The 12,985-nt window shown below is 60.9% G+C and carries 12 protein-coding genes; 3 read left to right on the plus strand and 9 right to left on the minus strand.

Going from position 1 to position 12,985, the window contains the following annotated elements:
• Nucleotides 1-52: 52 nt before the first annotated feature.
• From sutA to glnK, 4 genes are all read right to left on the minus strand, one after another.
• On the minus strand, nucleotides 53-379 hold the full coding sequence (sutA, locus tag QR290_RS28585) for a transcriptional regulator SutA (protein ID WP_007951900.1): 327 nt from the start codon (nucleotides 377-379) through the stop codon (nucleotides 53-55).
• A 102-nt stretch (nucleotides 380-481) separates the two neighbouring features.
• Nucleotides 482-907, minus strand: a complete 426-nt coding sequence (locus tag QR290_RS28590) for a secondary thiamine-phosphate synthase enzyme YjbQ (RefSeq protein ID WP_039765261.1) — start codon at nucleotides 905-907, stop codon at nucleotides 482-484.
• 215 nt (nucleotides 908-1,122) lie between these two features.
• Nucleotides 1,123-2,460 carry an ammonium transporter gene (locus tag QR290_RS28595; RefSeq protein ID WP_007951904.1) on the minus strand — a complete coding sequence of 446 codons (1,338 nt, stop codon included), beginning with the start codon at nucleotides 2,458-2,460 and terminating at the stop codon, nucleotides 1,123-1,125.
• Nucleotides 2,461-2,497: 37 nt separating this feature from the next.
• On the minus strand, nucleotides 2,498-2,836 hold the full coding sequence (glnK, locus tag QR290_RS28600; protein WP_002555808.1) for a P-II family nitrogen regulator: 339 nt from the start codon (nucleotides 2,834-2,836) through the stop codon (nucleotides 2,498-2,500).
• Nucleotides 2,837-3,234: 398 nt separating this feature from the next.
• Between glnK and QR290_RS28605 the strand changes: the two genes are divergently transcribed.
• Nucleotides 3,235-3,495, plus strand: a complete 261-nt coding sequence (locus tag QR290_RS28605; RefSeq protein WP_007920416.1) for an accessory factor UbiK family protein — start codon at nucleotides 3,235-3,237, stop codon at nucleotides 3,493-3,495.
• A 366-nt stretch (nucleotides 3,496-3,861) separates the two neighbouring features.
• Here the strand turns inward: QR290_RS28605 and QR290_RS28610 are convergent, their stop codons facing one another.
• Nucleotides 3,862-4,167, minus strand: a complete 306-nt coding sequence (locus QR290_RS28610) for a HigA family addiction module antitoxin (RefSeq protein WP_115079643.1) — start codon at nucleotides 4,165-4,167, stop codon at nucleotides 3,862-3,864.
• Between the two features lie 7 nt (nucleotides 4,168-4,174).
• A complete protein-coding gene (locus tag QR290_RS28615) occupies nucleotides 4,175-4,453 on the minus strand; it encodes a type II toxin-antitoxin system RelE/ParE family toxin (protein ID WP_115079644.1) in 279 nt (92 codons plus the stop codon).
• Nucleotides 4,454-4,778: 325 nt separating this feature from the next.
• On the opposite strand from QR290_RS28615, the gene QR290_RS28620 reads away from it, so the two are divergent.
• Nucleotides 4,779-6,272 carry a YifB family Mg chelatase-like AAA ATPase gene (locus QR290_RS28620; protein ID WP_085606079.1) on the plus strand — a complete coding sequence of 498 codons (1,494 nt, stop codon included), beginning with the start codon at nucleotides 4,779-4,781 and terminating at the stop codon, nucleotides 6,270-6,272.
• A 105-nt stretch (nucleotides 6,273-6,377) separates the two neighbouring features.
• Here the strand turns inward: QR290_RS28620 and QR290_RS28625 are convergent, their stop codons facing one another.
• Entirely contained in the window at nucleotides 6,378-8,354 is a 1,977-nt protein-coding gene (locus QR290_RS28625; RefSeq protein WP_115079667.1) for a methyl-accepting chemotaxis protein, read from the minus strand.
• 181 nt (nucleotides 8,355-8,535) lie between these two features.
• Nucleotides 8,536-9,456 carry a LysR substrate-binding domain-containing protein gene (locus QR290_RS28630; RefSeq protein WP_289204053.1) on the minus strand — a complete coding sequence of 307 codons (921 nt, stop codon included), beginning with the start codon at nucleotides 9,454-9,456 and terminating at the stop codon, nucleotides 8,536-8,538.
• Nucleotides 9,457-9,613: 157 nt separating this feature from the next.
• Between QR290_RS28630 and QR290_RS28635 the strand changes: the two genes are divergently transcribed.
• Nucleotides 9,614-11,008 (plus strand): NorM family multidrug efflux MATE transporter, encoded by a 1,395-nt coding sequence (locus tag QR290_RS28635; RefSeq protein WP_115079669.1) that lies wholly within the window; start codon nucleotides 9,614-9,616, stop codon nucleotides 11,006-11,008.
• Nucleotides 11,009-11,050: 42 nt separating this feature from the next.
• Here QR290_RS28635 and QR290_RS28640 read toward each other — a convergent pair whose 3' ends face one another.
• Nucleotides 11,051-12,721 (minus strand): putative bifunctional diguanylate cyclase/phosphodiesterase, encoded by a 1,671-nt coding sequence (locus QR290_RS28640; RefSeq protein ID WP_230734224.1) that lies wholly within the window; start codon nucleotides 12,719-12,721, stop codon nucleotides 11,051-11,053.
• Nucleotides 12,722-12,985: the final 264 nt, after the last annotated feature.

Genomic DNA, 12,985 nt, shown 5'->3' on the forward strand with positions numbered 1-12,985 from the left:
ATGAAAAAGCCCGCAGCGACGGCGGGCTTTTTCAGCAAGCAAGCGACACGCCTCAGATAGGGCGGCTGCCGTACTTGTTGTCCGGCTTCTTGGGCGGATCGGCGACCACGTTGGCCTCCACTTCCTGAACCTTGCCGCCGCGCGCAAGGAACTCTTCCATGGCCTTGGCCAGGGCATCGCGCTCCTTGTTCTTGGCTTCGATGCTCGGCAACTCGTCGACCGATACCGCAGCCTTGGCCTTGCCTTTAGCAGCCGGGGCCGGCGTATCGTCACCGCCATCGTCTTCAGCAACGTCTTCCGCTGCTGCTTCCAGACCGTCTTCGGCCTCGTCTTCGTCGCCTACTTCGAGGTCGTCGTTTTCCAGATCATCGTCGCTCATGTTCTACCTCATGACTTGCGAAAAGCAGATTAGTTATAGACCAGCTTTGGCGACTGTCGAAAGTCGCCGGAAAAAAATCGGTAACCATTGGTGACCAACGGTTTATGCCCCTTCACCGTGCAAGGTGGCGAGGACTTTACGGGCACCGCCATGATCACGGTGCTCGCCCAGGTAAACGCCTTGCCAGGTGCCCAGTGCCAGTCGGCCCGCCGTTACCGGCAAACTGATCTGACAGCCCAGCACGCTGGCCTTGAAGTGCGCCGGGAGGTCGTCCAGGCCTTCGTCGTTATGCTCATAGCCGTCTGTTCCTTGTGGGATCAGACGATTGAAAAATCGTTCGAAGTCGCGACGTACCGCCGGATCGGCGTTCTCGTTGATGGTCAACGACGCCGAGGTATGCTGCAGCCACAAATGCAACAGACCGACCCGGCATGCCTTGAGTTCGGGCAGGCCGGCGAGCAACTCGTCCGTCACCAGATGAAAGCCCCGGGGCCGTGCCCGCAGGGTTATCAGAGTCTGTTGCCACATACAGTTCTCCGCACGTTCGGGGCGCATTCTAGCGCGCTCTGGAAAAAAACAAAGGCCCTAATATTCCTTCAATGATGTAAGCCTTTGGCCGCAGAAAAACACTCCTCGTAAACACGACCAAAGCCGTATGAAAAATCCTTTCAGCCTTATCAGGGATGACAAATTCCAGACAAAAAAATGCCCGGCAAGCCGGGCAAGTTTTTTGCGACGCGTGCTTACAGGTTGTAGCCGCGCTCGTTGTGTTGTGCCAGATCGAGGCCGACCGATTCTTCTTCCTCGGTCACGCGCAGACCCATCACGGCATCCAGCACCTTGAGGATGATGAAGGTGACGATGGCGGTGTAGATCACGGTGAAGCCGACGCCTTTGCACTGAATCCAGACTTGTGCGGCGATGTCGGTGACGGTGCCGAAGCCACCCAGCGACGGTGCGGCGAACACACCGGTCAGGATCGCGCCGAGGATACCGCCGATACCGTGCACGCCGAAGGCGTCCAGGGAGTCGTCATAACCGAGTTTGCGTTTCAGGGTGGTGGCGCAGAAGAAGCACACCACGCCTGCCGCCAGACCGATCACCAGGGCGCCCATCGGGCCCACGGTGCCAGCGGCCGGAGTGATCGCGACCAGGCCTGCAACGACGCCGGATGCGATACCCAGTGCGCTTGGTTTGCCGTGAGTGATCCACTCGGCGAACATCCAGCCTAGTGCAGCAGCGGCGGTCGCGATCTGGGTCACCAGCATCGCCATGCCGGCGGTGCCGTTGGCAGCCGCAGCGGAACCGGCGTTGAAGCCGAACCAGCCAACCCACAGCATCGCTGCGCCCATCAGGGTGTAACCCAGATTGTGTGGCGCCATCGGGGTGGTCGGGAAACCTTTGCGTTTACCCAGTACCAGGCAGGCAATCAGACCGGCCACACCGGCGTTGATGTGCACCACGGTGCCGCCGGCGAAGTCGAGTACGCCCCAGTCCCACATCAGGCCGCCGTTGCCGGACCAGACCATGTGCGCGATCGGTGCATAGACCAGGGTGAACCAGATGCCCATGAAGATCAGCATCGCGGAGAACTTCATCCGCTCGGCGAACGCACCGACGATCAGCGCCGGGGTGATGATCGCGAAGGTCATCTGGAAGGTGATGAAGACCGCTTCGGGGAACAGCGCCGCCGGGCCGGTCAGGCTCGCCGGGGTGACACCGGCCAGGAACGCCTTGCCGAAACCGCCCACGAACGAGTTGAAGTTGACGACGCCCTGCTCCATGCCGGTGGTGTCGAACGCGATGCTGTAGCCATAAATGACCCACAGGACGCTGATCAGACCGGTAATGGCGAAGCACTGCATCATCACGGAAAGAATGTTTTTCGACCGAACCATGCCGCCGTAGAACAGCGCGAGGCCGGGAATGGTCATGAACAGCACAAGGGCTGTGGAGGTGAGCATCCAGGCGGTGTCGCCGGAGTTCAGGACTGGAGCTGCCACTTCGTCTGCCGCCATGGCCAGGCCGGGCATTACGATAGACAACAGGGCTCCTAGCCCTGCGAATTTACGCAGAGTCATATTGTTTTCTCCTGGGGCGTTGGGTTTGTGGCGGCGTTTAGATCGCGTCGGTATCGGTTTCGCCGGTACGGATGCGGATCGCCTGTTCCAGATTGACCACGAAGATCTTGCCGTCACCGATCTTGCCGGTGTTGGCAGCCTTGGTTATCGCCTCGATAACCCGATCCAGATCCTTGTCGTCGATGGCAACGTCGATTTTCACCTTGGGCAGAAAATCGACCACATACTCCGCGCCGCGATACAGCTCGGTGTGACCCTTCTGCCGACCGAAGCCTTTGACTTCAGTAACGGTAATGCCCTGCACGCCGATTTCGGACAGCGACTCGCGCACGTCGTCCAACTTGAACGGCTTGATGATGGCAGTGACTAGCTTCATGAAACTCTCTCCCGAATTGGTGGACTTGCCCCAGGAAAACAAACCCGACTCAAGTCTAAGCGCAGTGCCTGGCTTTGTAACGCTTCGTTGTCGACGCCAGCTAACCGCTCCAGACGAAACTCCCCGCTCCGTCTGCCGCACTGCATTCGTCACAGCGACTGCATCAGTGCATGGGTCGAAGGTGACTAAGCAGAAAGCTTGCCATCTCGCCAAAAACCACTGATTTCAATCCCTTGGCCGCTGCCGCAGATGCCATCACCCAAATGGCACTCGGGATACGCACAACAACGGTGCGTGGCCGTGCATCCAGTTGCGCGAAAAGCGTGCATCCGTGCCTGCGCCAATGACTATAGACACTGCGTGATACACTGCCGGCCATTGTTTACAGGACATATCCCATGCTCGCGCCCAAAGACTTCCTCGACGCCCTGAGCGGCACCGCCTCCCGCCTGTTCAGCGGCGACACGCCGTTGCCAAAAGCCGAAATCGAAAGCCAGTTCAAGATGCTGCTGCAAAGCGCCTTCAGCAAACTGGACCTGGTAAGCCGCGAAGAGTTTGACAGTCAGATGGTAGTGCTGGCGCGCACTCGCGCCCGGCTCGAGAGCCTTGAGGCGAAGGTGGCGGAAATGGAAGCGAAGCTGACGCCGCCGGCTGAGTGAGGCCTCATCCCAGCCTGCAACTGGTTGGCGGAATATCGTTGATGCTTGTGCCAGCGATCAAATCTGCATAACCTCGGATTACGTGAGTGTGTCCGCTAAGGATGCGCAGGCCTTGGCCTCACCGATGCCTGCAACTGAAAACCGTCTCCTCAAGGCGGTTTTTTTTCGCCTCGAGATAAGTGCGGCCAGTGCGTGTGATGTTGCCGTTACGTGTGGACCAGCGCTCGAACCGACTGTTCTGCTGGCGGGACGATCATGGGTTTGGCTAAAAGCAAAAAAGGCGTCCGTAGGACGCCTTTCAAATGTTTTCTGAGAAGTAGTCACAGCAACTGTTTAGCTCCCAGCCGTTCGACCTTGGGTTCAGAATCAAGCGCAATGCGCCAGCCGCTCCACTTGATCACGGATGGAAGCTCCTCTCTCAATTTCAGCTTTTCGCAAATCGTAAGTCGATTGCAGGTTCAGCCAAAACTCGGGAGTGGTATCCAGGCAGATTGAAAGCCTTAACGCCATATCAGCGCTGATACCTCGTCGCTGTAGAACAATGTCGTTCACCGTTGGAGTAGACACACTCAATGCTCTCGCCAACGCAGCAGCTGTAAGGCTCAGAGGTTCCAGGTACTCCTCTTTGAGGATCTCGCCGGGATGGACCGGACGCATACCATTCTTAGTCATAGTCACCTCAGTGATAATCGACGATTTCAACATCCTCAGGACCATTAAGGCCCCAGACGAAGCAAATTCGCCATTGAGCATTGATCCGGATGCTGTATTGCCCCTTTCGATCACCTTCCAGGGTCTCCAGTCGATTTCCCGGAGGAGACCGAAGATCAGCCAACACAGCTGCCGCATCAAGCATCGTCAGCTTACGTTCCGCGACACTCAATATGGCTGACCAGAAACGGGTTTTACCGCTACGGAACAGGTATTCGGTTTCAGAACATCTGAAGCTAACGATCATAATTTAAAGCTTAACGTTATGCATTAATCTTCAGTGTATTCGAGGAACTCATCAAAGCAAATCAGCCATGTTGCGCTTTGGGTACTCTCTCAAGACTTTCAGAAATGGACTACTCACGCGGCCTGCCGCCCAATGACACCGTCGCTATTTCCTACACAAATAGTCCCTATTTTCCGCTTGTAGTACTGGATAGGTTTTTTGCGACTCGCTTCAGCAACATCCTGCGAAATTTTCGCTTTCCACTTGCCCCGCTTAAACGACATCCCCCAACTACCCTTAAAAAACCCGCAGGAAGCGGCCCCTCGATTCAACTCAAGGAACGACCATGTCCCTCGCCATCGTCCACAGCCGCGCCCAGATTGGCGTGGATGCTCCCGCCGTCACCGTCGAAGTTCACCTGGCCAACGGTTTGCCCTCGCTGACCATGGTCGGCCTGCCCGAAGCGGCGGTGAAAGAGAGCAAGGATCGAGTACGTAGCGCGATCATTAATTCCGGGCTGCAATTTCCGGCGCGGCGGATCACGTTGAATCTGGCGCCGGCGGATCTGCCCAAGGATGGCGGGCGGTTCGATCTGGCGATTGCACTGGGGATTCTGTCGGCGAGTGTGCAGGTGCCGACGTTGACGCTCGATGACGTGGAATGTCTGGGTGAGCTGGCGTTATCCGGCGCAGTGCGGGCGGTGCGCGGGGTGTTGCCGGCGGCGCTGGCGGCGCGCAAGGCCGGGCGGACGCTGGTGGTGCCGCGAGCGAATGCCGAGGAGGCGTGTCTGGCTTCGGGGCTGAGGGTGATCGCGGTGGATCATCTGCTGGAAGCAGTGGCCCATTTCAACGGGCATACACCAGTCGAGCCTTATGTCTCGGACGGGCTGATCCATGCCGCGAAACCCTATCCCGACCTGAATGAAGTACAGGGTCAACTGGCCGCCAAACGGGCGCTGCTGATTGCCGCCGCCGGTGCCCACAACCTGCTGTTCAGCGGGCCACCGGGAACAGGCAAGACGTTGCTGGCCAGTCGTTTACCGGGGTTGCTGCCACCGCTGGCCGAGAGTGAGGCGCTGGAAGTGGCGGCAATTCAATCCGTCGCCAACGGCGCGCCGTTGACCCACTGGCCGCAGCGCCCCTTTCGCCAACCGCATCACTCGGCCTCCGGACCGGCACTGGTCGGCGGCAGCTCAAAACCGCAACCCGGCGAAATCACCCTCGCCCATCACGGCGTGCTGTTTCTCGATGAGCTGCCCGAGTTCGATCGCAAGGTGCTTGAGGTACTGCGCGAACCGCTGGAATCCGGTTGCATCGTGATTGCCCGAGCCAAGGAGCGAGTGCGGTTTCCCGCGAGATTCCAGCTGGTGGCGGCGATGAATCCGTGTCCCTGTGGATATCTCGGTGAACCGAGCGGCAAGTGCTCGTGCACGCCGGACATGGTGCAGCGCTATCGCAACAAGCTGTCGGGGCCGTTGCTGGACCGGATCGATTTGCACCTGACGGTGGCGCGGGAGGCGACAGCGTTGAACCCTGCGGTGAAACCGGGAGAGGACAGCGCCAGCGCCGCCACGCTGGTCGCCGAGGCCCGCGAACGCCAGCAAAAACGCCAGGGCTGTGCCAATGCGTTTCTCGATTTGCCGGGGTTGAAGAAGCACTGCAAGTTATCCACAGCCGATGAAACCTGGCTGGAGACGGCGTGCGAAAGACTGACCTTGTCGCTGCGCTCGGCGCATCGGCTGCTCAAGGTCGCGCGGACGTTGGCGGATCTGGAGAAGCGCGCGGATATCAGTCGCGAGCATCTGGCCGAAGCGTTGCAGTACCGGCCGGCGACTCAGTAAGTGCGGAGATTGTGGCGGGCCCAAACGCAAGCAGGCTCGCCCTCACAGGTCCAACAAAAACCCTGTGGGAGCGAGCCTGCTCGCTATAGCTATTTCAGAGACGCCTCAACGGAAGCGGTCGACCTCCTGGCGCAGGTCGGCTGCCAGGCCTTCCAGCTCTTTGGCGGTAACTGCGAGGTTCGACACCACTTCGCGCTGCTCGCTGTTGGCCATTGCGATGCTCTGCAGATTGCTGCTCAACAGCGTCGCGGTGCTGCTCTGTTCCTGGGTCGCGGTGGTGATCGCGGCAAACTGTTGCCCCGCCGAACGGCTTTGTTCATCGATCCGCTCCAGCGCCGAAGCAACGTTGGCGTTGCGCGACAGGCCTTCCTGCATCAGCACGTTGCCTTGTTCCATGGTGCTGATGGCGTTGCCGGTTTCCTGCTGGATGCTATGAATCATCCCGGAGATTTCATCGGTCGCCTGACGAGTGCGCGACGCCAGATTACGCACTTCGTCGGCCACCACGGCAAACCCGCGACCTTGCTCACCGGCACGGGCCGCTTCGATGGCGGCGTTGAGTGCCAGCAGGTTGGTCTGTTCGGCAATCGAGGTGATCACGCTGACGATGCCGCCGATTTCCTGGGAGCGCTGACCGAGCGTGTTGATCACGGTCGCAGTGGTGTTCAGTGCGCCGGCAATCTGCTCCAGCGAGGAAGACGCTTCTTCCATCGAGGTGCGCCCGATCTGGGTCTGCTGAGCGTTTTCCTGGGCCAGACGCTGGGTATTGCCCATGTTGTCGGCAATGTTCAGCGACGTGGCGGAGAATTCCTCTACCGCGCCGGCCATGCTGGTGATCTCGCCGGACTGCTGCTCCATGCCTTCATACGCGCCACCGGACAAACCGGACAGCGCCTGCGCACGACGGTTGACCTCTTCCGAGGCGCGGCGGATGTGCTCGACCATGGTCGACAGTGCCTGGCTCATCTGGTTGAAGGCGCGAGCCAACTGGCCGATTTCGTCGTTGCTCGACACGCTCAGACGCACGCTCAGATCACCGGCACCCAGGGCTTCGGCCTGACGTACCAGATCGCCCAGCGGCGCCAGCTTGCTGCGCAGCAACCAGACCACGGAGCCGACCGCCAGCAGCATCGCCAGCAGACTGCCGATGGCCAGCTGAGTGCCGACGCTCCAGGTCACCGCGCGAATCTCGGCCTTCGGCATGCTCGCCACCACCGACCACGGGCCACCTTCGAACGGCACGGCAATGCTGTAGAAGTCTTCGGACTTGTCGCTCCAGAACCGGCCTTTACCTGGCGCTTTCGCCAGATCATTGATCACAGGAACCGCTTGATCCAGCGCCTGCACGCCGGCCGGCGCCACCAGCCACTGGTTCTTTTCGTCCAGCAGCGCCAGCGAGCCGGTCTGGCCGATGCGGAAGCGCTTGAGGTTGTCGAACTGGGCGTTCTGCGCGTCGGTGTAATCGAAGCCGACGAACAATACCGCGATGACCTTGCCGCTGCTGTCACGCACCGGGGTGTATTGAGTCATGTAGGAACGATCGAACAGCAAGGCGCGGCCGACATAACCCTGCCCCGCCATCAACTTCGCATAGGCCGGGTGAGCGTGATCGAGCACAGTGCCGATGGCGCGGGTGCCGTCCTGTTTGCTCAGGGAGGTGCTGACGCGAACGAAGTCTTCGCCGCTGCGCACGAACAGCGTGGCAACGCCCGCTGTCATTTGCTTGAACTCGTCAACTTCCTTGAAGTTGTTGTTCAACACTTCGCTGCCCAGGTGCAGGCCTGGGGTCTGGGTGCCGGCGACATTGACCGGTTCGCTCGGATGAATGCTCAGGCCGGCGCTGAAGCGCTTCTCGAACAACCCGCTCAGGCGCTGGGTGCTTTCACGCAGTGTGCCGTGGAAAGTGCTCAGTTGGTCGGCGAGCAGGCGTGCCTCGCTGGCCAGGTGTTCTTCACGGGTGGCGAGGTTGGCGGTATCCAGCGAACGCAGGGCGAACACCGTACTGCCGCTGATGACAATCGCCAGTATCACGGCGAGCGCGAGGCCCAGCTGCGAGGCGATCCGAGCGCGAGGTTGAGACATGGACAGCTCCTGGCCGAGCCCGCTGATCCTCCCTGATCGCGACTCGGAATCTTCTAATAATGGGGGTGATGCGTGAAACCGGCACGACGGTCCCACCTGCACGTATTCGGCGGTGAAACCGAATACTTGAGCGGACAGCAGGGGTATAGCGAAAGGCCGGCATTGTGCAGGCTCGAACGTTTCAGCTCAAGCGCGTGACCGCCGGCAGCGCCATGGCGCTGACTTCGCCTTGCAGGAAGTCGCTCAGGCGGCGCAAACGTTCACCTCCCGGACGGGTTTTTGGCCACACCAAGTAATAATTTAGTCCGCTGGCGACCGCCGTCGGCCACGGCAGACTCAAGCGCCCTTGCGCGACATCCTCGGCCACCATCAGCAAATCCCCCATGGACACGCCATAACCCCGAGCCGCTGCAATCATCCCCAGTTCCAGGGTATCGAACACCTGCCCGCCCTTGAGCGACACCTGATCCGACAACCCCATGTGTTCCAGCCAACTGCGCCAGTCCCGGCGATCTGGCGTCGGGTGCAGTAATTCGGCGCTGGCCAGCCGTGTCACGTCCCAGGGCTGATCGTTGAGCAGATTCGGCGCACCGACCGGAATCAGTTCCTCTGGAAACAGCAGGCTGGCTTCCCAGTCCGGCGGGAAATGCCCGTCACTCAGTAACACCGCGCAATCGAAGGGTTCGTTGTTGAAGTCCACCGAGTCCACGTCCATCCACGCGCTGGTCAGTTGCACTTCGTTGCCTGGCTGCAAATGGCGGAAACGACTGAGCCGTGCCAGCAACCAGCGCATGGTCAGGGTCGACGGGGCTTTCATGCGCAGGATGTCATCTTCGGCGCGCAAGGTATTGCAGGCCCGCTCCAGGGCGGCGAAACCCTCGCGAATGCCCGGCAACAGCAGGCGTGCCGACTCGGTCAGTTGCAGGTTGCGCCCGCTGCGGTGGAACAAGCGGCAGGCGAAGTGCTCTTCGAGCGTACGGATGTGCCGGCTGACTGCGCTCTGAGTGATCGACAACTCTTCGGCGGCCCGAGTGAACGAACTGTGGCGGGCCGCCGCTTCGAATGCGCGCAGGGCATACAAGGGTGGAAGACGACGGGACATGCACAACGCTCCAATGGCGGGATTGCGCCAACTTAGCAGAATCGTCGCAGGATGAGTTTTAATCATGCCACCCATCCTTTTTATCCCTTTGTGCAACCCACGCCAAACCCTGAGAATCGACGGTCTCTTGCTCCCTCTTTTATAAGGATGTGAAACCATGCAGCGTCCTGTGCGTACTGAACTCTGGGCCATCCTGCGGCTGGCGGGGCCGTTGATCGCCTCGCAGTTGGCGCACATGCTGATGGTGCTGACCGACACCCTGATGATGGCGCGCCTCAGCCCCGAAGCGCTGGCCGGCGGTGGCCTGGGCGCGGCGAGCTATTCGTTCGTGTCGATCTTCTGCATCGGCGTGATTGCGGCGGTCGGCACTCTGGTGGCGATTCGTCAGGGCGCCGGCGACATCATCGGCGCCGCCCGCCTGACTCAGGCCGGACTGTGGCTGGCGTGGCTGATGGCGCTGGGTGCCGGGTTGCTGTTGTGGAATCTGAAACCGGTGCTCTTGCTGTTCGGCCAGACCGAGACCAACGTCAACGCCGCCGGGCAGTTTCTGATTGCCCTGCCGTTCGCCCTGCCCGGCTACCTGAGCTTCATGGCCCTGCGCGGTTTCACCAGCGCCATCGGCCGGGCGACCCCGGTGATGGTCATCAGCCTCGCCGGCACGGTGGCCAACTTCCTGCTCAATTACGCGCTGATCACCGGCATGTTCGGCCTGCCGAAACTCGGGCTGACCGGTATCGGCCTGGTCACGGCGATTGTCGCCAACTGCATGGCACTGGCGCTGGCCTGGCACATTCGCCGGCATCCGGCCTATGACGCCTACCCATTGCGCGAAGGCCTGTCGCGGCCGAACCGGCAGTACCTGAAAGAACTCTGGCGCCTGGGCCTGCCGATCGGCGGCACCTATGCGGTGGAGGTCGGACTGTTCGCCTTCGCGGCGCTGTGCATGGGCACCATGGGCAGCACCCAACTGGCGGCGCATCAGATTGCGCTACAAATCGTCTCGGTGGCATTCATGGTCCCGGCGGGGATGTCGTATGCGATCACCATGCGCGTCGGCCAGCATTACGGCGCCGGGCAATTGAGCGATGCGCGGATGTCCGGGCGGGTCGGCATCGTCTTCGGTGCAGTGGTGATGCTGGGGTTTGCGATGGTGTTCTGGCTGCTGCCGAATCAACTGGTCGGCTTGTTCCTCGACCATAACGACCCGGCGTTTGCCGAAGTGATTCGCCTGGCCGTAAGCCTGCTTGCGGTGGCGGCGTGGTTCGAGCTGTTCGACGGCACGCAGACGATTGCCATGGGCTGCATTCGCGGACTCAAGGACGCCAAGACCACCTTTCTGGTCGGGCTCGGTTGCTACTGGCTGATCGGAGCGCCGGCGGCGTGGCTGATGGCGTTCCATCTGCACTGGGGGCCGACCGGCGTCTGGTGGGGTCTGGCGCTGGGACTGGCCTGCGCGGCGGTGAGCCTGACGCTGGCGTTCGAATGGAAGATGAAGCGGATGATTCGGCTCGAGCCGCAATCTCAAGGCTTCAAGATCGCTCAGCCAGAATGACAAGTCGGCGGGAGCAGCCTTGCTCCCGCCCCCACTGTTTCGTCAGACCACAATGCCCAGCGGAGGCTGACTGGCATCAGCCACCAGGTAATCAACCAGCTCCGCCAACGGTAAAGGCTTGCTGATCAGATAGCCCTGCACCTGATCGCAACCAAATCCTCGCAACAGATCCAGTTGCTCCCGGGTCTCCACTCCTTCGGCCACCACTTCCAGGTGCAGGTTGTGCGCGAGGTTGATCATCGCGTGCACCAGTTTGCGGTTCTCTTCGCGTTGCTCCATGCCGCCGACGAAGCTCTTGTCGATCTTCAGCAAGGTGATCGGCAGGCTGTTGAGGTGCACGAACGATGAGAATCCGGTGCCGAAATCATCCAGCGAGAAACGCACGCCGAGGCGACCGAGGGCGTCCATGGTCTGCTTGACCAGATCGCTGCGGCGCATCACGGCGGTTTCGGTGAGTTCGAATTCCAGCCACTGCGCCTCGACCCCGCGCTCGGCGATCAGACGGCTGAGCGTCGGCAGCAACTGGCTGTCCTGAAACTGGCGGAACGACAGATTGATCGCCATGTGCAGCGCCGGCAGTCCGCGCTCGCGCAATGCCTGCATGTCGCGCAGGGCCCGGGAAATCACCCAATAACCCAGCGGCACGATCAAGCCGCTCTGCTCGGCCAGCGGCACAAATTCGCTCGGCGGCAACAGACCGCGTTCGCTGTGGCGCCAGCGCACCAAGGCTTCGAGGCCGACAATCTGGCCGTCCTGCAGGTTCAGGCGCGGCTGGTAATGCAGCTCCAGTTCATCGCGGCGCAAGGCCCGGCGCAACTCGCTTTCGAGGTCGGCCATGCTTCGCGCGTTGCGGTTGATCCGCTCGTTGAAGATGTGAAAAGTGCAGCCTTGGGTGCTCTTGGCCTGCTGCATGGCGATATGCGCGTGCCACATCAGCGGATCGGCACCGCCCTGAGCGCGGGCATGGGCGATGCCGAGGCTGGAGCCGATCAACAGGCTTTCGCCGTCGACCCAGTAAGGTTCGGCCAAGGCTTCGGTGATGCGTTCGGCCATCCATTCCGCCCGTTGCGGGGCGCGGCGGGTGTCGATCAGCAGGGCGAATTCATCGCTGCCGAGGCGCGCCAGCTGATCGCCGACTTCCAGCTGACTTTTCAGCCGTGCGACGACTTGCAGGATCAGGCGGTCGCCGGCCTGATGGCCGAGGGCGTCGTTGGCGTGGCGGAAGTTGTCGAGATCGAGGTGCCCGAGGGCCAGGCCGCGACCGTCGTTCTCGGCGAGGCGCGCCGTGAGCAGGGTCTGGAAGCCCTGGCGATTGGCGATGCCGGTCAGCGGGTCCTGTTCGGCCAGGCGTTGCAGGGTGTTTTCCAGCACGCCGCGTTCGCGCACATGCCGCAGGCAACGCCGGAGCATGCCGGCATCGAGGGCATCGAACACCAGCCAATCGCTGACGCCGTCGGGCGCGGTCGCCGGCTCGTGTTCCAACAGCAATACCGTCGGCAGGCTGCAACGGCCGGGCGCCGGCTGCAACGCAGGAACGGTCAACAACACCGCGTGGCGGTTGTCTTCGAACAGGCTGCTGACCGACTCCCAGTTCGGCGCGCTGATCAGCACCGCCGCACTCCCCAACGGAGCCAGACACTCGCGCAATAACGCTGTCCACGCTGGCTCTTCGGCCAGTAGCAGCAAACGCAAGGGTTCGACAGGCGTAGTCAAGCTGACTCCCTAGACTCTGCAATGATGTGGGCGGCGGGCATTATGCCGTTGCGGCTACCAATGACCAAACGACAACGGTTATCAAAACGTTATTTTGTGTCACGAATGAGAACATTAGCCGCAAAATCACCGCGCATCCTGCGTGAAAGTAACAAAACCGGCAAATTTGAATCGCGTGCTGCGTCACAAGTCGGAGAGAGCAGCACAAATCGCTGAGCCTGTTAAAATGCCGGCCCATTTCGTCAACGACTCCCGAATTTTCGT

Origin of the sequence: Pseudomonas fluorescens (genome assembly GCF_030344995.1) — a bacterium.
Lineage (GTDB): Bacteria > Pseudomonadota > Gammaproteobacteria > Pseudomonadales > Pseudomonadaceae > Aquipseudomonas > Aquipseudomonas fluorescens_BF.